Annotated in this window: 23 protein-coding genes; 8 read left to right on the plus strand and 15 right to left on the minus strand. The window is 43.7% G+C overall.

All coding sequences use genetic code 11. The features are described from left to right. Positions 1-85 precede the first annotated feature (85 nt). Positions 86-403: a DMT family transporter gene (locus tag B2U97_RS13165; protein WP_286822763.1), complete on the minus strand. Its 318-nt coding sequence runs from the start codon at positions 401-403 to the stop codon at positions 86-88. Between the two features lie 88 nt (positions 404-491). Then, the gene (locus B2U97_RS13170) at positions 492-707 is read right to left on the minus strand and encodes a DUF2798 domain-containing protein (RefSeq protein WP_153850046.1); all 216 of its coding nucleotides are present in this window, start codon (positions 705-707) and stop codon (positions 492-494) included. A 106-nt stretch (positions 708-813) separates the two neighbouring features. Between B2U97_RS13170 and B2U97_RS13175 the strand changes: the two genes are divergently transcribed. After that, positions 814-1,701: a LysR family transcriptional regulator gene (locus tag B2U97_RS13175; RefSeq protein ID WP_286822762.1), complete on the plus strand. Its 888-nt coding sequence runs from the start codon at positions 814-816 to the stop codon at positions 1,699-1,701. A gap of 29 nt (positions 1,702-1,730) precedes the next feature. On the opposite strand, the gene B2U97_RS13180 is transcribed toward B2U97_RS13175, so the two are convergent. The 3 genes from B2U97_RS13180 to B2U97_RS13190 form a co-directional block, all read right to left on the minus strand. After that, on the minus strand, positions 1,731-2,894 hold the full coding sequence (locus B2U97_RS13180; RefSeq protein WP_286822761.1) for a YbfB/YjiJ family MFS transporter: 1,164 nt from the start codon (positions 2,892-2,894) through the stop codon (positions 1,731-1,733). Next, complete coding sequence (locus B2U97_RS13185) at positions 2,894-3,766, minus strand: LysR substrate-binding domain-containing protein (RefSeq protein WP_286822760.1); 873 nt, start codon at positions 3,764-3,766, stop codon at positions 2,894-2,896. Before B2U97_RS13185 ends, B2U97_RS13180 begins: the two co-directional genes overlap by 1 nt. Before the next feature lie 180 nt (positions 3,767-3,946). Continuing rightward, positions 3,947-4,336 carry a RidA family protein gene (locus B2U97_RS13190; protein ID WP_286822759.1) on the minus strand — a complete coding sequence of 130 codons (390 nt, stop codon included), beginning with the start codon at positions 4,334-4,336 and terminating at the stop codon, positions 3,947-3,949. Between the two features lie 191 nt (positions 4,337-4,527). Between B2U97_RS13190 and B2U97_RS13195 the strand changes: the two genes are divergently transcribed. After that, positions 4,528-5,118, plus strand: a complete 591-nt coding sequence (locus B2U97_RS13195; RefSeq protein ID WP_286822758.1) for a TetR/AcrR family transcriptional regulator — start codon at positions 4,528-4,530, stop codon at positions 5,116-5,118. Between the two features lie 51 nt (positions 5,119-5,169). On the opposite strand, the gene B2U97_RS13200 is transcribed toward B2U97_RS13195, so the two are convergent. Further along, positions 5,170-6,114, minus strand: coding sequence for an alpha/beta fold hydrolase (locus B2U97_RS13200; protein WP_286822757.1), 945 nt, complete (start codon positions 6,112-6,114; stop codon positions 5,170-5,172). Positions 6,115-6,215: 101 nt separating this feature from the next. Here B2U97_RS13200 and B2U97_RS13205 point away from each other — a divergent pair, with 101 nt between their 5' ends. Beyond that, entirely contained in the window at positions 6,216-6,797 is a 582-nt protein-coding gene (locus B2U97_RS13205; RefSeq protein ID WP_286822756.1) for a CGNR zinc finger domain-containing protein, read from the plus strand. 38 nt (positions 6,798-6,835) lie between these two features. Here B2U97_RS13205 and B2U97_RS13210 read toward each other — a convergent pair whose 3' ends face one another. Beyond that, complete coding sequence (locus B2U97_RS13210; RefSeq protein WP_286822755.1) at positions 6,836-7,741, minus strand: LysR family transcriptional regulator; 906 nt, start codon at positions 7,739-7,741, stop codon at positions 6,836-6,838. Between the two features lie 98 nt (positions 7,742-7,839). Between B2U97_RS13210 and B2U97_RS13215 the strand changes: the two genes are divergently transcribed. Beyond that, positions 7,840-9,018: an MFS transporter gene (locus B2U97_RS13215; protein WP_286822754.1), complete on the plus strand. Its 1,179-nt coding sequence runs from the start codon at positions 7,840-7,842 to the stop codon at positions 9,016-9,018. A gap of 43 nt (positions 9,019-9,061) precedes the next feature. Here B2U97_RS13215 and B2U97_RS13220 read toward each other — a convergent pair whose 3' ends face one another. Beyond that, positions 9,062-10,240: an MFS transporter gene (locus B2U97_RS13220; RefSeq protein ID WP_286822753.1), complete on the minus strand. Its 1,179-nt coding sequence runs from the start codon at positions 10,238-10,240 to the stop codon at positions 9,062-9,064. 23 nt (positions 10,241-10,263) lie between these two features. Here B2U97_RS13220 and B2U97_RS13225 point away from each other — a divergent pair, with 23 nt between their 5' ends. Then, positions 10,264-11,166 (plus strand): helix-turn-helix transcriptional regulator, encoded by a 903-nt coding sequence (locus B2U97_RS13225; RefSeq protein WP_286830573.1) that lies wholly within the window; start codon positions 10,264-10,266, stop codon positions 11,164-11,166. Here B2U97_RS13225 and B2U97_RS13230 read toward each other — a convergent pair. Then, on the minus strand, positions 11,106-11,972 hold the full coding sequence (locus tag B2U97_RS13230) for an SDR family NAD(P)-dependent oxidoreductase (protein ID WP_286822751.1): 867 nt from the start codon (positions 11,970-11,972) through the stop codon (positions 11,106-11,108). The genes B2U97_RS13225 and B2U97_RS13230 overlap by 61 nt on opposite strands. A gap of 141 nt (positions 11,973-12,113) precedes the next feature. Here B2U97_RS13230 and B2U97_RS13235 point away from each other — a divergent pair, with 141 nt between their 5' ends. Next, positions 12,114-13,043: a LysR family transcriptional regulator gene (locus B2U97_RS13235; RefSeq protein WP_286822750.1), complete on the plus strand. Its 930-nt coding sequence runs from the start codon at positions 12,114-12,116 to the stop codon at positions 13,041-13,043. A gap of 45 nt (positions 13,044-13,088) precedes the next feature. Here B2U97_RS13235 and B2U97_RS13240 read toward each other — a convergent pair whose 3' ends face one another. Then, a complete protein-coding gene (locus B2U97_RS13240) occupies positions 13,089-13,811 on the minus strand; it encodes an FMN-dependent NADH-azoreductase (RefSeq protein ID WP_286822749.1) in 723 nt (240 codons plus the stop codon). A gap of 138 nt (positions 13,812-13,949) precedes the next feature. Here B2U97_RS13240 and B2U97_RS13245 point away from each other — a divergent pair, with 138 nt between their 5' ends. Both B2U97_RS13245 and B2U97_RS13250 read left to right on the plus strand, forming a co-directional pair. Beyond that, positions 13,950-14,801, plus strand: a complete 852-nt coding sequence (locus B2U97_RS13245) for a LysR family transcriptional regulator (protein WP_286822748.1) — start codon at positions 13,950-13,952, stop codon at positions 14,799-14,801. Positions 14,802-15,141: 340 nt separating this feature from the next. After that, positions 15,142-16,287 (plus strand): hypothetical protein, encoded by a 1,146-nt coding sequence (locus B2U97_RS13250; RefSeq protein WP_286822747.1) that lies wholly within the window; start codon positions 15,142-15,144, stop codon positions 16,285-16,287. A 389-nt stretch (positions 16,288-16,676) separates the two neighbouring features. Here B2U97_RS13250 and B2U97_RS13255 read toward each other — a convergent pair whose 3' ends face one another. The 5 genes from B2U97_RS13255 to B2U97_RS13275 all read right to left on the minus strand — a co-directional run bounded on the left by B2U97_RS13255 (position 16,677) and on the right by B2U97_RS13275 (position 20,331). Beyond that, positions 16,677-16,967 (minus strand): hypothetical protein, encoded by a 291-nt coding sequence (locus B2U97_RS13255; protein ID WP_286822746.1) that lies wholly within the window; start codon positions 16,965-16,967, stop codon positions 16,677-16,679. Between the two features lie 810 nt (positions 16,968-17,777). Next, positions 17,778-18,374, minus strand: coding sequence for a hypothetical protein (locus B2U97_RS13260; protein WP_286822745.1), 597 nt, complete (start codon positions 18,372-18,374; stop codon positions 17,778-17,780). Between the two features lie 78 nt (positions 18,375-18,452). After that, positions 18,453-18,833: a hypothetical protein gene (locus B2U97_RS13265; RefSeq protein ID WP_286822744.1), complete on the minus strand. Its 381-nt coding sequence runs from the start codon at positions 18,831-18,833 to the stop codon at positions 18,453-18,455. A gap of 91 nt (positions 18,834-18,924) precedes the next feature. Further along, entirely contained in the window at positions 18,925-19,407 is a 483-nt protein-coding gene (locus tag B2U97_RS13270; protein WP_286822743.1) for a GNAT family N-acetyltransferase, read from the minus strand. Positions 19,408-19,488: 81 nt separating this feature from the next. Continuing rightward, positions 19,489-20,331: a hypothetical protein gene (locus tag B2U97_RS13275; RefSeq protein WP_286822742.1), complete on the minus strand. Its 843-nt coding sequence runs from the start codon at positions 20,329-20,331 to the stop codon at positions 19,489-19,491. Positions 20,332-20,359 lie beyond the last annotated feature (28 nt).

Raw genomic sequence — 20,359 nt, forward strand, 5'->3', positions numbered from 1 at the left:
GTAGTTCCTATTTGGGGGAATTGGATCAAAGTAAATCGCCATTGATTTAGTAAACACCTCATTTTAGAAAACGAAGGGCGAAGGTTTAGCTAGCAAGTTTAAGGACGATTACGCCGGCGACTATCAGAGCTACACCTGCGTAGCGGGCTATGGAGGAAGGATCACCGAAGCAAAGCACGCCAACCAGGAAGGTGCCGGCAGCTCCTATGCCCGTCCATACTGCGTAAGCAGTGCCTATGGGTATTTCGCGTTGGGCTAACCAGAGCATCACCCCGCTAAACAGCATAAAAATAATAGCAATGCCGATGCCGAGCCAGCGAGTCTCCGGTTCCTGCGATACTTTTAAGCCAACAGGCCAGCCTATTTCGAGCAGTCCGGCTATGATTAGGTATATCCAGGCCATGTTCATGGCTCCTATGTTGTACTAGGAATTTCGTCCGCGATAATAGCAGGCACAACGGAATAGGTGAAGTTGACGGGAGTTTGAAAATTCAAAACTTTTTAGATATTTCGTGAGCTAGCTGATGAGCCCGAGGGCCGCAAACAAAGGATATAACCCCTGCTGCTGGCCAGGCCAAAATCCATGCCGACATCCAATAATCAATAAAGTTATCTATAAATCCTACATTAATAAAAGTAACCCAGGCGGACATAAAAAACGTGAGTACTAATGACATTAATATGGCGAAAATAAATCTGTGTTTCATTTCTGGCTTTCCCCTAGCTTTATGAGCAGGGGGGATAACTTATCTACTTGCAGTTATGCAGTACAGATGCAATATTGATAGCGCCATTTGCAAATATGTAAATACGATGCTGGATAATTTTAAGGTTTTTATTACTGCCGCAGAACAGAAGAGTCTGACCAATGCCGCAGCAGAGCTAGAGATGACGATTGCTACCGTATCGAGACGTGTGCACGAGCTGGAAAAAGAACTCGGATGCGAGTTATTCCATCGCTCGAACAAAGGACTGACTCTAACTCCTGCAGGCCAGTCGTACTACGAGGAAACCTCTGGCTTTATCCATGAATTGGATGTACGACTCTTAAACTTGGATAACTCTCTGCATAGTCTGAATGGTGAACTAAAAGTAATGGCTCCCACAAATATCGGCAGTGGCCCGTTAGATGAGTTCTGGCGTTCCTTTGTGGTAAATAACCCCGGCATTTCGTTAAATATTACTTTAGGTGATCCAGATGATGATGTCATTGCTAACCAAGTTGACATCGCTATTCGATCTGGTCCACAGCAAAATTCATCTCTCATCCAGAAAAAACTAGGCACCATCACCCCGATATTAGTCACTTCATCAGCCGATAAGAGCGACCTGCCTGAGACGATAGATCATTTAGAGTCTTATCCGAGTATTGCGGCTCAACTGTTCAACGACTGGACTTTAATTAACGGCAATGAAAAGTACGTTTTCTCTAAAAAACACAACCATATAAGTAACGATATGAACGTGACACTAAACTTAGTTAAAGCAGGTGCCGGAATAGCTCTTCTACCAATGAGTATCGTTTATAACGACATTGAACGTGGTGAATTAGAGCGTGTTTTCCCCTCCTGGAGCGGTGTACCGCGGGAAATATCTCTTCTTTGGCCGCAGAAGCGAACACTCTCAGCTCGGGCGAAACGATTCAGGGAAGAACTGATAAGCTTTTTGAGAAATCAAAACTGGTTCGATATGACCTGCTAAAAACTCTGTTAACTCCCTAAAAGCCCAAACTAAGACGGTTGCTTTACCAACCCAATCACTGTGATACCCGCCAACAGCAAAGCTAAAGCGCCGGTTATCAAAGAACTGGTGAACGTTTGACTGTAAGCGCGCAGCATTTCTGCCAACAAAGGACCTACAATTTGACCTACTCCGTAAGAAAAGGTCATTATCGCAAGTAAATTGAAACGCGTTCTATGAGCTGCGCCCTGAGCCGCTGACATTGCAATTGTCACGGTTCCCATAAAAGTACCACCAACCAGAACTGCACTAAGCAAGAAATGAAATGCGGATGAGCCCATAGCTGGCAGCGCCACACCCAGAGCCTGTATTCCTAAGTTAATTTGTAGGGCAAGTTGAGTTCCCAACCGTTGATGGACTTTATGCCAAATAAAGCATGAGGGCATGGCGCCAATACCAAATACCGCCCAGATATGTGAGGAGTCTATTTCTGGTAAAACCTGATGCACTAAAAATGGCAGGTAAGTTGCGGTAATAATATACCCCAGGCCAGCCAACCCGTAGCAGAAAATAAGCGGTTTGATAGAAATAACAGACCGACTGTTACGGGTTTTAGCCTTATGGCGGGAGCCAACTAAAGAGTTATTACGGAACAACCCATTAAAAACAATAATTCCTAAAATTAGCGCCAGCAATGCCAGCATTAACCACATTTCAAAGCTACTCAACTGCAACCAGTCAGCCAATACAATCAGTTCAGCTGACAACGCAATGCCAAAACCAACACCGGCGAATAGTAATGGCGCGTGATGGGCGTGCCCCCGACGCTCAAGTAACCAGAGTGAGGCTGCAACCATAGAAAAAGCACTAAACACTCCAGCGATGAAACGTACAGCAATAATAACCAGTGAAGGTAATGGCAGTGCTAGTAAAGCCATAAATACTGCAGTACCAATAATTGACCATAAACACATTCGGTTTGCATTGTGAGCCTTGATATAAATAGCTAATAAAGAACCCGCTAAATAACCACCATAATTGAGTGTCGCCGCCACACTCCCCGCCCAAACACTTAACACGCCCTCTTCCACCATGTGAGGTAAAATAGCCGTGTAGGCAAATCGACCAAAGCCCATTCCAACAGCAAGAATCAATGCAGCCTCTAAAGCGCTGCGAATTCCTGAGTCCTGTTTAACCTCCAGATTCTGTTCCATCAGCAATTTTCCTTAATAACGTCCATTAAGTTTGAAAACGCCGGGGGATGATAGCCCTGCCGCCATATCAGGTAGGTATTGAGGCTTTCACAAAACAACGACTCTAGCGTGTTTGCCGCCGGACTTAATGCCAATACGCTTTTAGGCAATAAAGTAACGCAGTGACCCGCAGCGACACAGGCAATCATAGTGTGGTACGAATTAAACTCCTGCACGCGCCATTCGGAGCTGCCGTGAATACCCAGGAACTCTTCTGCCAGCGAACGATAAGTGCAACCCTGTGCAAAAGCGGCTAGCGTACGTGTTTCTAATTTGTTCACATTACGAATACCGGAATCAGTGGGCGGTAACAATAGAACCAACTCCTCTTGCCACACAGGAAACGAATTGAGGCCTCTGTCATCTAGTTCATTACTGTCAATTTGATTGGTGTTTAGAGAAATAAAAGCACAATCGAGCAACCCTTTCTGTACCTCATCAATAAGCGGGCGTGAAGGCGCTGTCTTTAGTGTCAGTTGAGTACTTGAGAAACGCTCACTAAAATCAGCTAGCAAGAGTGGTAACCGGCTAGCCGCCGTACTTTCCATGCTGCCAATATGTAAACCTCCACCGTTTGAGGTTCCCGAAGCCACTTGTTTTGCCTCTTCTTCCAGAGCAATCAGGCGTTTTGCGTAATCCAAAAAGCGCTCGCCGGCACTGGATAGCGATAGACGTTTATTAATACGCACAAACAAGTCGGTTCCAATTTCAGCTTCAAGCTGTTGGATTCGGGTCGTGACATTCGAAGGAACTCGACCTAAGCGGGTGGCGGCACGCGTAATGCTCAATTCGCTAGCAACACTGCAAAAAATTTTAAGGGATTCGATATCCATACATATTCTCAAAAGAAGAATTTAATTTAAAATAAATTCTTTAATTAAGAATATCAAGGGGGATTTTATTCTAAGTTAAGATACATGAAGCTGCGCGAGCAGCAGACACAAAAAAGTCTTTGGTAAAAGGAATACAAAAGACTTAATCACGTTTTTCTTCGTAACGGAAAACGATAAGGTTTAAGGAATGCGAGCGATAACTTTTATTTCAAAGTCAAAACCGGCTAACCAATTCACGCCTACTGCTGTCCAATTCGGGTAGGGAGGTGAGCTAAACATTTTTTGTTTTACTTTCATAATAGTATCGAACTGATTCTCCGGGTCTGTATGAAAAGTTGTTACATCCACTAGATCGTCGAGTGTGCAGCCTGCTGCTGTTAGTGTCGCCTTCAGGTTTTCAAAAGCCAGTTCAACCTGACGCTCAAATTCAGGTTCAGCGCTGCCGTCTTCACGACTTCCTACTTGTCCTGACACAAATAGCAAATCGCCCGAGCGAATAGCTGCTGAGTAGCCGTGTTCTTCATAAAGCTTATGCCTATTGGCAGGGAAAACTGCTTCACGCTGGTTCATATTTCTTACCTCATTAAGTTAACAGTAGCTAATAGCCGCTAAAGCTAGCTATCAGAACGCCACAAATGGCAGCGATTTCGGTACAAAGCGTTACTGGATTACGTTAATATACGCCATGTATGTAAACTATAATTATACGCGTCGTATGTCAATTTAATATACATGGCGTATATAGAAATAAGGGTAAACAGTTGAACCAACGCACAAAGACAATGGCAGAAAACCGTGCAAAGATTATTTCAGCAGCAAGAAAAGCCTTTGCTGAGAAAGGCTACACGGCGGCCTCGATGGATGAGTTAACCGCCGAAGTCGGTTTAACAAGAGGAGCCTTGTATCACAACTTTGGTGACAAACGCGGACTTCTCGCTGCAGTTGTAGAGCAAATTGACACAGAAATGGCACTACGTGCGAAAGAAATTGGCTCACAGGCCGAGAATGTATGGGAGGGGCTGCTTGCAGAAGGTGAAGCTTATATACGTATGGCACTTGATCCTGAAGTGCAGCGTATTGTATTGCTTGATGGACCGGCAGTGCTGGGAGACCCTTCACAATGGCCTAGCCAGAGCAATTGCCTCGAAGCGACCAGACAAACGGTAGGGGAACTGGTAGCTCAAGGCGTTATGAAGCAGGTCGACACGGAGGCAGCTGCCAGGCTACTAAGTGGCTCTGCCCTCAATGCAGCGCTATGGATCGCTGCCAGCTCTACCCCTCAGGAGGTCACCCCAAAAGCGATCGAAGCATTTCGACTATTGGCTTCAGGATTTTTAGAAAAGCCAATATAGAAGCCAATAGTTGCCTGATGCATCACGCTGATTAACTATAAACCCGTTGTATCATTTCAGATTCCTGTCCAGAAACTGTTTTATAACGGGAGCAATGACAGAGTGATGTGTTTCAAGTGCGAAGTGCCCCGTATCATACAGGTGGATTTCGGCATCAGGAATATCCCGCTTCCAGGCTTTGGCACCTTCTGGTAAGAAAAACGGGTCATTTTTCCCCCAGACAGCAAGAAGTGGTGGCTGATGCTTTCGAAAGTAAGCCTGATATTCTGGGTATTGCTCTACGTTAGATGCATAATCTAAAAGTAAATCAAGTTGAATATCCGCCATACCTGATTTGGATATGTGAAACCCTTCAAGTGTGTATCCATCAGGAGAAACCTTACTTAAGTCAGATACCCCTTCTTCATATTGCCACTTAATGGACTCAGGTGTAGGAAAGTCGCTCAAAGCCTCCCGGTTCTCCTGCGTTGGGTTATTCCAATATTTTTTAATGGGTTTCCACCCATCTGCCAAACCTTCTTCGTATGCGTTACCGTTTTGAGAAACAATAGCAGTGATTTTTTCAGGATTATCAACAGCCAGCCGCCAGCCAACAGGTGCTCCATAATCGTGCACTGCCAAAGCAAATTTCGTTAGCTCCTTTTGCTCAATAAACTTTTCTACGGTTTCAGTTAAATTTGCGAATGTATAGCTGTATGCAGCTTCATCCGATACCTCAGTAAAGCCAAAGGCGGGTAAATCTAGTGCTATAACATGGTAGTCACTGGCAAGCGCGTCTATAACGTCACGCCACATAAATGACGAAGCTGCAAACCCATGAAGCATCAATACTGTGGGATCATTTTCGTTACCCGCTTCGCGATAAAAGACTCTCACGTTATCTACCTGCTCATACTTAAAGGCTACCTCATTGGGTACTTTTACAACCTCACCGCCGGAAGCTCCAGCGGTTAAACTTGCAGCTAAAACTGTTGCAGGAATGGATTTCTTATTCATAAAACCTCCGTAACCATTAAAATATCACTTTGAAGGTTACGAAATAAAATGATAACCTGTCAAATATAATTTTAACGGTTATTATTTCGAGGCGGCTATTTATGGAGTCGGAGCAGTTTATATTCGTAGCTAACAATTTAGCTCTGGATTTTGTAAACACTAAGGTTGGGGTCGGCGAGCAATATTCAGACAAACTTGAAAGCGCAGAAAACGTACTTGAGTGGCTTCATGCCGCTAACCTAATCAGCACAAATCAACATAAAGCCTTGCCTAATTTGTTACCTCTGGCGAAAGAACTTCGCGCTGAAATAAACCAGACAATAGCTCACGCTAAAAAAGGAATAGGTTATGAAACAAAATGCACCAACTCTATTCTGGAAAAGGCATCACCCTACCCGCAGATAGCCTGGCAGGAAAATGAGAAAAAGTTTGTCATTAACTACCACCACGCAACACTCACGCCCGAATCACTTTTGCAGCCAGTAGCTCATGCGTTTCTTCATTTGCTAACTGAGTTGGATTTCAGTTTAGTTAAACAGTGCGAGGCAGATGATTGCGTACTGATGTTTCATGACCAAACCAAGTCTCACAGACGGCGGTGGTGCAGCATGGCATTGTGTGGGAATCGCATGAAAGCTGCTGCGCATAGGAAAAGAAACCAAAAAAAGTGCAGAGGCATTTAAGGAAAACATGATAACTGCATTATTAAGAGCAGACGGATTTAAACAGGTGATGCCATTTTTTCGACCAGATAGTCCACGAACACTCGTATTCTTGCCGGTACATTTTTTCCGCCGATAAACACGGCATGGATAGCCTCGCGATCTTGAGGATTATAATCTTCTAATAAAGCCACAAGCTGTCCCTCTGCTAGAGCTTGTCGCACATGAAAAGTGCCTACGCGGGTAATGCCCATGCCTTGCAACGCAAGCTCAACAAGGGTTTCTCCATTGTTTGCAATGATATTGCCGTTTACCGTTAACATAAACTCACGACCATTTTCACGGAATGGCCAGCCGGGCTCAAGTCGTCGAAAGTTAAAATCCAGACAATTATGGAGTGCTAAATCATCCGGAGTTTTTGGCACACCTGATTTAGCTAAATACTCAGGAGATGCCACTATGGTTCTGCCTGTTTCACCTAAACGACGGGCATGGAGTCCACTATCCGGTAGCTGTCCAAAACGTATGGCAACATCTACATGGCCTGCGCTCACGTCACTAATCTGGTCTGTAACATCTATTTCTATAGTAATGTCAGGATAACGCTGTAAAAATTCTTTCAGTAAGGGAACGATAGTCAGACGGCTATGCGCCGTTGCTGTACTAATTTTTATATTGCCACTCGGGCTGCCGCGGCTCGCAATAGTTGCTTCTGTGTCTTCCAGATCCTTCAAAATTCTTCGAGCCGCAAGCGCGTAAGATTCGCCTTCACTGGTTAAATATAAACTACGAGTGCTTCGAACAATTAGCCGTACACCCAGACGCTTTTCAATTCGGCTCATAATTCGACTAACGGCTGAAGGCGTCAGACTTAAATCCCGGGCTGCAGCGCTTAAACTTCCTGTACACGCAACGGACAAAAAGGTTTGCATTTCCGCGGTTTTATCAGTTTTTCCGAGTTTCATTTGTGATTCCAGTGCAAAACTGAATATACCTGAGACTACTATTTCAGGGATCTTCAATTAGTTATATTCCACAGCATCACAAATTAACGAGATTTTGTATGAAAATCAATATTCCTCTACTTGCTCTTGCCATTGGTGCTTTTGGCATCGGTGTAACCGAATTTTCTCCTATGGGAATGTTACCGATTATTGCTAGTGATCTATCGGTTTCTATACCTACAGCGGGGCTGCTCATTAGTGCCTATGCATTTGGCGTACTGATTGGCGCACCTTTTATGATTTTAGTCTTCGCGAATATGTCTCGTCGAAACTTACTTTTATTATCAATGGGGATTTTTACGGTCGGTAATTTAATATCAGCGCTGGCTGACAGTTATAACGTTTTATTGCTCGGGCGACTCATTACGTCCTTTAATCATGGCGCATTCTTCGGTGTTGGTTCTGTTGTAGCCATGAGCATCGTACCTATAGAAAAACGTTCTGGAGCAGTGGCTGCTATGTTCTCAGGATTAACAATTGCAACCATAGGGGGAGTTCCTTTAGCCTCCTATATTGGTGAAACGATTGGCTGGCGTCCTGCATTTTTCGCTATTGCGGTAATTGGATTAGTGACTATGATAGCCTTAAAGATATCGCTACCACCACTTGCTAATGAGAACAAAGCTAATATTAGAAATGAACTCAGGGTTCTGACCCAAAGACCTGTTTTAATTGCCTTGCTATTAACGGTCGTAAGCGCAAGCTCAATGTTTACTGTATTTACGTATATTGTACCAATTCTACAAGTTGAAACTCATGCCTCAACAGCTTTTGTCACGACGATGTTGGTATTGTATGGCCTCGGTCTGGCAATTGGGAATTATCTGGGCGGACGCTACGCCGACCGGTCACTTAATTTGACACTAATCGCTTCTTTAATTGCTGTAATTGTATTATTAATCATTTTTTCAGTAACTACGACATCCAAAACTATTGTCGGTCCTTTGATTTTTCTATGGGGTATTGCCAGCTTTGCACTTGTACCGCCACTTCAGTCCCTGGTGGTACAAGAAGCCAAAGAAGCTCCAAACCTTGCCGCAGCAATGAACATAGGTGCTTTTAATTTAGGCAATGCACTTGGTGCTATGCTCGGCGCTGCTATTATCAACACCGGTTTTGGACTAAGTTCTGTGCCTTTAGCTGGTGCACTCACTGCCATTCTAGGACTGTTAATGGTGATATTTTTTCGGCGTAGTGGTCGTCACACGAAAGGACAAGTCACCGATCCCGCTTGCTGATTAGTATTTGCAAAATTAGGAGATCCTGGTGGATCTCCTACAATTATTTATTAGGGTCTCCACGTAAACTAATCAATTGTAATAGCGCCCCTATAGCCGCGATTATCGCAGCACCAACAGGTAACGACCATATCGGCAGGCTAAGAGCTAACGCCATGCCTCCGACTGCAGCTCCAATAGCACTTCCAAGATACAAAGCTGATTCATTTAGAGCAACCGCAAGGTTACCGTCACCATGTTGCTCCCTGACATGGAGCAACTGATTATTCTGTGGCACCTGCAAAGCCCAGCCGACAGCTCCCCAGATCAAGATTGGAACCATTGCCAACCATACACTCCAGAATGCAATTAACGGTAACACCGCTAGAGACAGAGCAAGGGTTAACATAATAAATAGAGTCATCCGAGGCCCTTTAATACGGTCGGCCATGGGCCCCACCAGAAAACTTCCAGCAACACCACCGATACCCCACACCCAAAGAAAAGGAGTAATTGATTCCACCCCTCCGTACTCCGGAGCCGACATTAGAGGAGCCAAAAAGGTGTACATTCCGAGACTGGCTATAGCTGCAAGTAATGATACGGACAGAATAACGGTTACCTGACCATCGACCAACACAGAAAGTTTCCGACGCAAAGGGATAAATTCTGATCCAGATAATTCTGGCAGGCGCCAAAAAAGTCCAGTAAGTGAAATTGCCCCCAGTAGTGTTACCAACCAAAATGCGGATGCCCAACCTAATTGCTCTGCAAAAATAAGCCCGATAGGAACACCCAGAACGGTCCCCGCAGCCATTCCTCCCATAATCACCGCTATAGCTTTGCCCCGTCCGGCAGGCGACAGCATTGCGGCGGCTGAAATCCCTACCGCAAGGTAAACACCCGAGCCAACTCCTGCTAACGCCCTAAATATAAGCAACCACAAAAAGTCCGTCGACAATGCACTGGCGGCGTTTGAAATTACAAACAAGCCAAGGGCTGCCAATAGCCCATTTCGCTGACGATTCCCAGGCAATAAAGCAACAACGACTGGCGAACCTATGCCGTAAGCGATAGTGAAAGCTGTTACAAGCTGTGCAGCGACACCAGTAGATACACTAAATGCTTGCTCTATCATTGGAATAAGTCCCGCTGTAACGTAGGAAGCCATACCAAGCGCAAAAGCGCCTAATGCAATTAAGTAAACAGTGGGCGACACTGAGGATGTAATTTTGAAACTCATAGTGGATTCTCCGGTGAAGAAAAATGAGCATTCTACGAGCGGTTTTAAAGTGTTACAATTTAACCATTTATACTATTACTAAAAGCAACAGGAATGTGATGAGTAAACTAGAACGCAAGCGTCACGAACTTGCTACTTTCCTAAAATCACGGAGAGAGCGCCTATCTCCAACGGAAGTCGGTCTTCCCTGTGGAGGCCGTCGACGTACATCAGGGTTGCGGCGCGAAGAAGTTGCAGCGCTTTCGGGCGTAGGGCTGACTTGGTATACGTGGCTTGAACAAGGGCGTGATATTAGTGCGTCCTCCTCTTTTCTCGATAATCTGGCACGAGCACTAAAACTGGATGCCGCTGAACGCAGACACTTGTTTTTGCTCGCCCACGGCCGACTACCGCCAGAACCGGGCAAGACCTTTTGCGAAGTTCCGCCTTTAATATTGAGGTTGATGAGAGATCTCTCACCCCATGGTGCCTATATACTCAATTTAAGATGGGATGTGTTGGCATTCAACGAGCAGGCGGATCTGCTTTTCGGCTTCAATCGTCACCCTCCTGGACAACGCAACCTGCTCTGGATGCTTTTCACAGATGCAGTTCTTCGCGAACGACTAGTAGATTGGGACAGTCAAGCCGTTCAGATGTTATCCAGCTTCAGGCGAGATTACGCCCATGCAACGCAAGAAGCAGATATCCAGGCTCTGGTTACCAATTTACAAAAGGCTTCTCCTGACTTCAGCCAATGGTGGAATCGCCACGATGTCGACGCCCCATGTCAGGGCGTCAGGGATATGAAAATAGAAAATGAAACAGTGTCATTCGAGCACACTTCGATGACTGTCGATGCTGATCGCCATTTGCGATTGGTTGTTTATGCGCGGGGTTCGACACAAGGAATAGCAATCAACGACCAGTTCTCCGCAACCTCTTGAGCTGTTGAGGCTTTAGTCGCTCGAAGATTTCTAGGATAGTCGACATCTTTGGCCTCCATGGCTTTAGTCGCATGAAACTGCCCATTCGCGGCGCGAAGTATCCATCCACCTTCATCGCATTCCTCAGATGCTAGATACGCGACCCCTGGCGCCACCTCGGCTGGGCGTAGTTCGTCAGGTTCTCCCTCTATACCCCACATACGTGTTTTGGCGACTGGAGAAACCGCATTAACGATAATGCCGTTCCTTTCACCTTCAAAAGCAAGGACATTCATCAGCCCCACTGCAGCCATTTTGGCCGCTGCGTATGACGCAAGACCATTCTGAACGTATTGCGGATAGAGAGCCCGGCAAGAGGTCGTCACAACGATCCGACCATACCCTGCGCCTTTCATTGAGGGCCACGCCGCCTGTGCGAGCCATAGAGGAGCCTTGGTCGAAATAGCCATCATATGATCAAAAGAACTTTCCTCTATTAACTCAATATTTTCATAAGCAACCCAACCCGCGTTATGGATCAAAGCATCTAGTCGTCCGCCTATTTTCAAAGCGTTCTTACAAAGTTTATGGCAGCCTTCACGCGATCCTATTTCTCCGGAAATTGCTTGTACATTCAGCCCTTCCAACCTAAGCTTTTCTGCCGCAACCTCTGCGACCTTTGGATCAACTCCATTGCCATCGGAGTCGGCACCAATATCCTGGATCAGAACCATCGCACCGAGCTGAGCGATGGTTCTGGCGTAAGAAAAACCAAGCCCTTGGCCAGCCCCGGTTATTAATACTACTCGATCATTGAAATCCACCATGTCGTTCCCTCCGTTCACTAAAGTGCTTGAGGAAATAGAATAAAATTGATCTAACGATATAAAAAATACTATTTTTAATTACAGTTAATACATTTATAGTATTAAAATATGATGCTCAAATGAATCTTCGTGAGGACGAGAATGGCGATAGGTACCAGAACACCGATCACTTTACGTGCAATGGAGCAATTTATTGCAGTAGCAGAAGAATTACACTTTCACCGTGCCGCAGAACGACTGAACATGTCGCAGCCTCCTCTTACCAGTGCTATACGTAAGCTGGAGGATGATATTGGTGTTACATTGATTGAGCGTGAGAAACGCGTACTTGGATTAACTCCTGCGGGAAAGAACTTTATTGATGAAGCACGTGAAACTCTTAGACAAGCAGAACAAGTCGTCACGACCACACTAGACGCAGCTGCCGGACGAACGGGTTTAGTGCGTCTGGGTTATGTGGGAAGCTCACTTTATGGGAGATTACCTGATGTCATTCGTGATTTTCGGGAGAGTCATCCAGATGTACGTCTTGAGCTAAAAGAGGCAACTACCGCAGCGCAGGTCGCAGCACTACGCAGTAACGCATTGGATGTTGGCATTTTGATTCCACCTCTTGTGAATGCTGAAGATATTGAACAGATACCATTTGACTCCGATCGCTTGTGCTTAGCTATTCCGAAAAAGCATCCCCTCAATAAACGGTCAAATTTGACACTGACTGACCTTTCAGAAGAGCCTTTCATATTATGGCCAATGGTTGAGGGGCGCGGCTTTCATTTACAGGTTATTCGACTATGTGCAAACGTTGGTTTTGTGCCGACGGTTACTCAGGAGGCTCACGGGATGCACGCGGTACTATCGTTAGTGTCTGTTGGAGCAGGAGTATCCGTGGTCCCTCAAAGTATGAGTGGCTTTCGAGGAGACCAGATAAGCTATCATCCATTAACGGGTTCTGAGCCCGAATTCGATTTGACCCTAAGTCACCGCCACTTATCGCCATCAGCAAAGGCATTCGTCCGCTCTATTGGAGGAAGGAGCTATCTCTCTAGCGTACGTTCAGGGCAACCTTAATGCGGCTAAGGAAGCCCGGAAGATAATGGAAGGTACTTTGGAAGGTTAAGGAATTATGCCTAAATCAGGGTTGGCAACCTCACCCTTCGACAATGAATCCTGAGTTGGAATGCTAAGTTCCGATGCAAAACGTTCTGCCCGGTCTTTTGCATTGGCTACTGACATACGGTGTCTATCGTCACCAAACTCTTGATATTCCGAGACGATTTCATACATTGTATCCACGCCTAAATATTTGCTCAGTGTTCGTAGGTGTGGTGCCAGGTGACCAGAACCTTCTCTTACTCCTCCCTTTTCAAAACCAAACTCACCGCTGGAAGTCACTGTAATTAATGTCTTACCTGAAAGTATAGGCTGCAAAGGAAAATCCCCTCGTGAAAGATCAAAATCAAAGGTTTTGTTTATCCGCACAATTTGATCAAACCACGCTTTTAGCTGAGCCGGCATTCCGTAGTTATACATGGGTGATGAAATCACGATAACGTCGGCTGCTGACACTTCGTCTATCAGTTTATCTGATAACGCGAGTATCTCATTCTGCTCTGGAGTTCTTTGCCCATTGTGGGTAAACACCGCACCAATCCAATCCTGAGTAATAAAGTCAGGCGGGTTCATTCCAACATCACGATAAATATACTCATCTTTAGGTCGATGCTGTTGCCATGTCTCAATAAATCGCAGAGCGATACTCTTCGATATAGAATTGTGGTCTGGATTCGTATTGCTTACGGCTCTCACGCTTGAATCTATATGTAATAACGTGCTCATATTCATTACCTTAGTTGCTAAATAACAAGAGCTATTTTGTGAGTCTGAGCAGAGTAAGACAAACGAGAAAAATACATTTATAGATGAGCATAACTCATCTAAACTATTCGATAAATTGGTTGCCGACCGAGGATAACAATGCAGGTATCGCTACAAGCACTTAAGGCCTTCGAGGCGGCTGCACGTCAGGGAAGTTTCAAGTTGGCTGCAGAAGAGCTTTCGCTGACGCCGACAGCCATTTCGCACCACATTAGCAACCTGGAAGGTCGTTTGAATGTAAACTTGTTTCACCGACAAGGAAGACGAATAGCGTTAACCAAGGCTGGTAGAAGGCTAGCTGAAGCGACCTCAGACGGATTCCGGAAAATTGAAAATTCTCTGGAAGAGCTGCTAACCGCCGGCAATACAGTTAGAGTAACAACAACATCATCATTAGCTGCTATGGTGCTTATTCCTTCGCAGAATGAATTTGAGCAAATCAACCCTGGTATTTCTGTCGAAATATCTACCGGTGAGTCGGTCGACAATCAGTCCTACATTATTCCAATTCGTTTTGGTGAAGCTACAGGCGTTGAGCCTTCGGATGTCATTAAATCCGAATCCTTCAATGTTTTCGGTGCTTCTGGAATGAAGCCCCCTTCCTGGTCAAATGAGCCCATTACCCTTTTTACCACTGAATGGAAAAATAAAGCGTTACCAGATTCGCCATTAGCAGCCTGGTTAGCAATGAATGGACTGGAAGGGTCGAACATTAAACTCAAAAAATTTGACCAGGAACTGTTCGGGATCCAGCAGGCTATGGCAGAAAATGGATTGGTGTTCTGCTCTACGACGCTTACAAAACGGTTGCTAAACGCTAACCTTCTCCAGCAATTTGGAACCCAGCCGGTAAAATCTGATTTGTGCTATTACGTGCCAAATAAAAGAAGCTTCGAAACCAGAAGTGCCGTTCGATTTTTAGAGTGGGTTGAGGGGCTTTTAAGTCTGTAACTCATGTTAACGCAAAAATAGGCAGACACATCTAAGATGTCTGCTCGCAAACCTAGACACAGTTCAATACCTGACGTGAACAGAAGACACAAAAAAGCTGCTCAAATGAGCGGCCTTTTATTTGGAATTAATGGGGCTGGCCGGAGTTGAACCCGAAAATAAGCCTTTCATTTCAATACGACGCCCCTATTTTGACTTATGAAAGCAAGTACGAGAAACTGCACTGAATGCTGGCAGTGATTCACTAATAGTAACAGAAAAAACTTATTTAATTAGTTAGACAGTTAAATTTATGATAAATCTAACTAGACATAGCATAAGCTAAACCTATAAGAACAAAATGAATATAGTCGATTTAAAAGAACATTTACAATCTATAACGGAAGTTAGTTTTCAAAATTTAGGAAAACTTAGTGAAAATTTCATAGTTAAAAACGCTACTACTGCTAGCCGAAAAGCCCTAAAAGAAAAAATCCATTTAGAAGTAGCATCATCAAATGCTTTTTCTATGTGGACTGACAATCTTTCTGGAATAAGCCATATAAGAGTAAAATTTTCCGATAGCTTTACTAACTCAGAGAAGATGAAGACATGGATAGACGGTAATGTTTCTATTCAAAACTCCAATGAACAGTTTTTCGAAATATCCGGTAAGATCTTAGATAAGTCCGAAAGCAATGAATTTGATATTGAGTTTAACCTAGATGGGGATTTACTTAATAGAATTGTCTTTTCTAATTTCGACATCGCTCATTTAGAACAGATTCAAATAGAAATCGATGAAAGCTCCTTCTTTAAAAAAAGATATAACGATGAAGTTTCAAATAAGAAAAACCAAGAAGTTTCTCGCCAAAATTCTCTTATAGAGAAAAACAACGGAAAAATTAAACAACAACAACTAAATTTGAATGAGTTAAAGCGAGAAGTAAGCCGAGTTAATGCTGAAATTTCTGAAAAGCAATCAGAATATAGCAGGCTAGAAGTAAAGCTAAATGGCCTTAAACGCTCGTTAAAAGACTTTCCCGACACTTTAGACGGGTATAGAGAGCAAAGTCGTAACTTAACAGTTCTTTACTCCTTTTTCATACTGTTATCAATTTTCTCAATTTGGTTTATCTCCGACTATTTCATGAGGATCCTACAAACCAATGAGTTACCGAGTACTTTTTCAATTCTTGATGCAATTGCTTTCGCATTTTATAAATCCCCTGCCACAGCTCTTGCGTTGGGGGTTCTAGCATTTATCGCGAAATTAGTTGGTGCAATTTATAAAGAGGTTTTGCGCTTAAATGATGAGTCTTTAAAAATGACTCAGTTAACAGTTCTAGCTCAAACAGCTTACAATTCAGTTTCTAAAAGCTCTGATGAGAATAAAGACTGGAATAATGATGAGTGGCACAACAAAGCAGTAGAAGCTAAATTACAATTGATAACTAAAGTGTTTACTAAAGAATTAAAAGAAAATGAGTCTTCCGAAAAAAATTAGGACTAATTTAATTTCACTGAATATATTACCATAGTGTTTACGAATCATTCTCCAGTCCCTGTGTCCCATTTGATGAGCTAACCACATAGGGTTAGCTCCATTGCATAATAAAATTGAAGCATATGTATGGCGGCAAGCATAATGCTTTAAATAACGAACCCAGGATGATTTAACCGATGGTTTCCAAAATCTCTCACGGGGAACCCCTTCATACTTCCAGCGTTCAAAGGTGCAGGGATCGAGAAAAACAAACTCGAAATCATTCCATAGTCCTTTATTCGCTTTAAGGCTTTTATCACTTGCTCTGAAAGCTCGTGAGTTCTGCTATGACATTTTTAGTGCCAGCATCACGTCCTTTCACAATAGATTAGCGAATACCTCCTAACGGACTAATTTCGGATATCCCGAATATGCTTGGACAAACGCCAGATAAAGAACAAGTAAAAAATTAACATTGTTACTAAGGAATATGGGCCAACGTGGTCGGTTTCTTTACCGTAATAAGTGGCATCACCATATAAACTAACCACACCCAGAACAATGGCTAAGGGTATTAGCCGTATACCAACCACCCAGCCTATTGAAAGAAACTTATCTAGAAAACGACTTCCCTCATTACCACCATTCGACTTATACGCCGTTACAAACATCACTACGAAAAGCGCAGCCTCTACTGCCATTTGAACGTTGAGCCATATAGATTCTGGATATGTAACTAACAGAACTCCCAAATAAGTTAATACGACACTTGCAATGGCATATACAAGACTATCCTTTTCCTGATACTGACCCGAGGTGTGTTGTTCCTTTAAAGAATTGATATTCACAAAATACATTTTTCTAAACCATCCCTGCTGTTAAGTAATTGTTATTTCTCAAAGCATTAGACTAAAGCAGGTACTGTTATGATTCAAATTCAGCAGACTATATTTAAGGAGAAATTTAGCTGGCAAGTTTAAGGGGGATAATGCTGCTAAAAAACATAAAAATAACAGTTTATCACCTGACGTGAAACGTCAGGCTACCGGAATAACAGACACAAAAAAGGGCGCTACTGGAGCGCCCTGATTTAATAATGTGGTGGAGCTGGCGGGATTTTAAAATAAACAATAACCAACTGTTTATATTGTCTTTTTATAAAAACAAAATTAAACAGGAATACAACCAGGAATACATAAAATTTTACTTAATAGTCATATCAGATATTAAAGCCAACCGCTGCAGCGTAACAACGTTTTAAGACACTGTGAAAATACTGGATTAACTATAAGGCGTTACCCTATTTTCCTTGACGGCTACACTTTCCGCTTTCGGTACGAAATACATAATTCGGTTTGAAAAAACGTTCTTATCAAAGCAAACGAATTCCCTAATCCCGCTTTGTGCCAAGAACGGAGATTGAAACTGAACTTAGCGGCGTCCTTGCAATGGGAGCGAAGCCGCGATGAAGACCTTCAACGCCGAAATGAACTGCACTGATTGGTTTAGGCTTACGCTTTTGGGATTTCAAACCCCAAATCACTCAACCCAATGAAATGCCATTCAAATTGCCCAATGAACATAGGTGCAAGTTCTTTAAGTGCAATAGATGCCGAAACCAATTCATCATGGTGTCTCTCATGAGCTTGTGCCACCCAGTCTCTATCAGGAACAATGAGCGTAACATCCGTACTGTCCAGTGGTAGTTCGTCAGTCTGAAGCCTCCATTCACGCTCCCAAGTCCAATCAATGCCCTTTTCTGGCTCAAATCGAACGTGGCGAAACTGTTGCTCTTGGTACAACAAATCAAATTCGCTGTTTGGCTGATATATTGCTGGCCTAGCACCTAAGTTAAAGAGGTATTCCTTTTCAAACATAAACCCAAAAGGCATATATCGCATGTCTTTGGCATTGGGATTGGCCAGAATCAACCCCAACTTGCTCAATGGAGCCTCACTAAAGCAAATTACGTTGTGCCCACCACGAATGCTTGAGTTTGAGCCCCGTAAGCACTTTTCCTGAATGATTTTATTGAATACAGCTTCTGCATCAGCAAACGAGCCCTTGGTCAAATGAATTAATCGGTTTGATAAATCATCTCTGATCATGAGCTACACCTATGTTGGAAAGCCTAACGCGCGGGGAACAACGACTCCCTCAGCTAAATCTTACAATGCTTGTTATGTTTACTTTAAAGAAAGCATAAGATTAATTTCTTTTAGTTTATCAGATATCTCTTTATTACCCTGAGCAGAGTACACAATATATCCATCCTCGGTTACTTTTTGGTGAGTTCTTACTAAACCAGCGTACTCGTTATATAGATTTTGAATGATTTTATACTTTCGCTCTGACACTATACCCCGTAGAGACTTAATTTCAGTTTCACCAAAGCTAATATGCTTAGACACCTTTAGCTGATCGATATACGTAAGAACTTTCTGCTTTAAAGGAAGAACCACCGCATTGTATTCTTTTCGCTTGTCACGACCTATAGCTAATCGATTACCAATCAGTCCGCCTAGAAAAAGCGTTAAAAACGGTATTACATACTTTATTTCAATCACAAGTTACCTCGACAAACATAACGCCTCCAGCACGCGCGGCTTTGTAGTGTAGGCGAAACTGAACTGAAAACCGTCGCCGGGCTTAGCCTAGTTATGGCTTTGCGTAGAGGACAAGGGAGTAATCTCCACTTTCACTTTTGTATGGCTGTCCGAGCTTAGAAAAGCCAAATCGACTGAACAAGTGAAACATTGAGGCATTATTCTCACGAGTCGTGGCAAAACAGGCCCTGCCAGACAAGGAGTTAACGATTGACTCCATTAAAGCATGCCCGTAACCTTTTCCTCTCGCTGCTTCCGATACATAAAGCCAGCCCAACTCATATTCATACCTGCTTTGCTCAGGAGCTCCCGAATTTTCGAATACACGAGCTTTATATCTTGCGTTAGGGTTTTTAATGGCTCCTACAGCGACGCATTTGTCATCATTGATGAAGACAAGCTTCTCTGCGCGTCGAATTCTTTCTCGAAGACCTGCTAACGCTACTTCTCCTCCCTCCGTCACCAATTTTTCAAATGACTTGAGTTCAGCATCGCTACAGTCGCCAGGGCTTTTAACAACCTTTTCCATTTTCATATGGAATAACGCGTAGGCTCAACGGCCGATTTGAATGCGCATCGCACCAGGAAAGCGGTCCGCTGGAGTCCCTGGTTATGTCTACTCATCTTGACCATACCTTGTGTCAGTCCAGCAACTAGTGTCTACACCAAAAGAACCTTCTTTCATTTCAACCTCGCCCGGTGAGTCGACAGGACTCGTCAACTCGCATTGATACGGAAAGGATTGTGGAAGAACAGCTCCATCACCCTTACTGATATCTGAATTAGAGCCCCATTGAAGCTCGCAGCCTATAGATCCTTCAGCTATAAACTTTATGACTCTGTGGTCAATTTCTGTTATCACAATGGTACCTGTATAGACCTCATTTATATAGGAATGCGAGGCCAACTCGTCAATTTCAATAATTGTTTCCCGTAAAGTTTCATCTATTACTGCTGAATCGATGTGTTCCCACAGCTTATCGACAATAAGCGCTCTACATTCACTTATCGTTGTAAGGAACTCATATACGGCCTTCGTTGTCTCATCCACTAAATTTTCAATTTGTTCCACAGGCAGGTCGAAGACCTTTGGTTCTATATGGGTAAACTTATTGAGTCCATTGATCACTCTGATAAGAGTGACGTGAATTTCGTCTACCTCAAGCCCGAGAACACTCTCAACATATAGAGCTGACAAGCCACCTTGCACAGCATAAATCGCTCGTTGCTTTCTTGTTACGTTACCTTCTTTATTCGTTTCATTTTTGTACCACGAACAAGCAACTACATTATTTTCCGGGGCCAATCGATGAAGAACGTGGCGCGTTAGCTCACGCATTGAATAAGAATAATTATTCAGCCTCAAAGGGTTAGAAGAATCTTCAAGGTTCTTTAGGGCTGCTTTAAAAAGAGCTTTCTCAAAGCTGGTGCTAAGAATTCCATCTATTTGATTTATCAACGGTGTCCTCCGGAATAACGCTTCAAAC

The sequence above is a fragment of the Idiomarina sp. UBA3176 genome, assembly GCF_002364295.1.
GTDB classification, from domain to species: domain Bacteria; phylum Pseudomonadota; class Gammaproteobacteria; order Enterobacterales; family Alteromonadaceae; genus Idiomarina; species Idiomarina loihiensis.

Coding starts and splice junctions, on each gene's coding strand:
- B2U97_RS13165 (WP_286822763.1), bottom strand. CDS start 403: ATGGCCTGGATATACCTAATCATAGCCGGACTGCTCGAAATAGGCTGG.
- B2U97_RS13170 (WP_153850046.1), bottom strand. CDS start 707: ATGAAACACAGATTTATTTTCGCCATATTAATGTCATTAGTACTCACG.
- B2U97_RS13175 (WP_286822762.1), top strand. CDS start 814: ATGCTGGATAATTTTAAGGTTTTTATTACTGCCGCAGAACAGAAGAGT.
- B2U97_RS13180 (WP_286822761.1), bottom strand. CDS start 2,894: ATGGAACAGAATCTGGAGGTTAAACAGGACTCAGGAATTCGCAGCGCT.
- B2U97_RS13185 (WP_286822760.1), bottom strand. CDS start 3,766: ATGGATATCGAATCCCTTAAAATTTTTTGCAGTGTTGCTAGCGAATTG.
- B2U97_RS13190 (WP_286822759.1), bottom strand. CDS start 4,336: ATGAACCAGCGTGAAGCAGTTTTCCCTGCCAATAGGCATAAGCTTTAT.
- B2U97_RS13200 (WP_286822757.1), bottom strand. CDS start 6,114: ATGAATAAGAAATCCATTCCTGCAACAGTTTTAGCTGCAAGTTTAACC.
- B2U97_RS13205 (WP_286822756.1), top strand. CDS start 6,216: ATGGAGTCGGAGCAGTTTATATTCGTAGCTAACAATTTAGCTCTGGAT.
- B2U97_RS13210 (WP_286822755.1), bottom strand. CDS start 7,741: ATGAAACTCGGAAAAACTGATAAAACCGCGGAAATGCAAACCTTTTTG.
- B2U97_RS13215 (WP_286822754.1), top strand. CDS start 7,840: ATGAAAATCAATATTCCTCTACTTGCTCTTGCCATTGGTGCTTTTGGC.
- B2U97_RS13220 (WP_286822753.1), bottom strand. CDS start 10,240: ATGAGTTTCAAAATTACATCCTCAGTGTCGCCCACTGTTTACTTAATT.
- B2U97_RS13225 (WP_286830573.1), top strand. CDS start 10,264: ATGAGCATTCTACGAGCGGTTTTAAAGTGTTACAATTTAACCATTTAT.
- B2U97_RS13230 (WP_286822751.1), bottom strand. CDS start 11,972: ATGGTGGATTTCAATGATCGAGTAGTATTAATAACCGGGGCTGGCCAA.
- B2U97_RS13235 (WP_286822750.1), top strand. CDS start 12,114: ATGGCGATAGGTACCAGAACACCGATCACTTTACGTGCAATGGAGCAA.
- B2U97_RS13240 (WP_286822749.1), bottom strand. CDS start 13,811: ATGAGCACGTTATTACATATAGATTCAAGCGTGAGAGCCGTAAGCAAT.
- B2U97_RS13245 (WP_286822748.1), top strand. CDS start 13,950: ATGCAGGTATCGCTACAAGCACTTAAGGCCTTCGAGGCGGCTGCACGT.
- B2U97_RS13250 (WP_286822747.1), top strand. CDS start 15,142: ATGAATATAGTCGATTTAAAAGAACATTTACAATCTATAACGGAAGTT.
- B2U97_RS13255 (WP_286822746.1), bottom strand. CDS start 16,967: ATGGCAGTAGAGGCTGCGCTTTTCGTAGTGATGTTTGTAACGGCGTAT.
- B2U97_RS13260 (WP_286822745.1), bottom strand. CDS start 18,374: ATGATCAGAGATGATTTATCAAACCGATTAATTCATTTGACCAAGGGC.
- B2U97_RS13270 (WP_286822743.1), bottom strand. CDS start 19,407: ATGAAAATGGAAAAGGTTGTTAAAAGCCCTGGCGACTGTAGCGATGCT.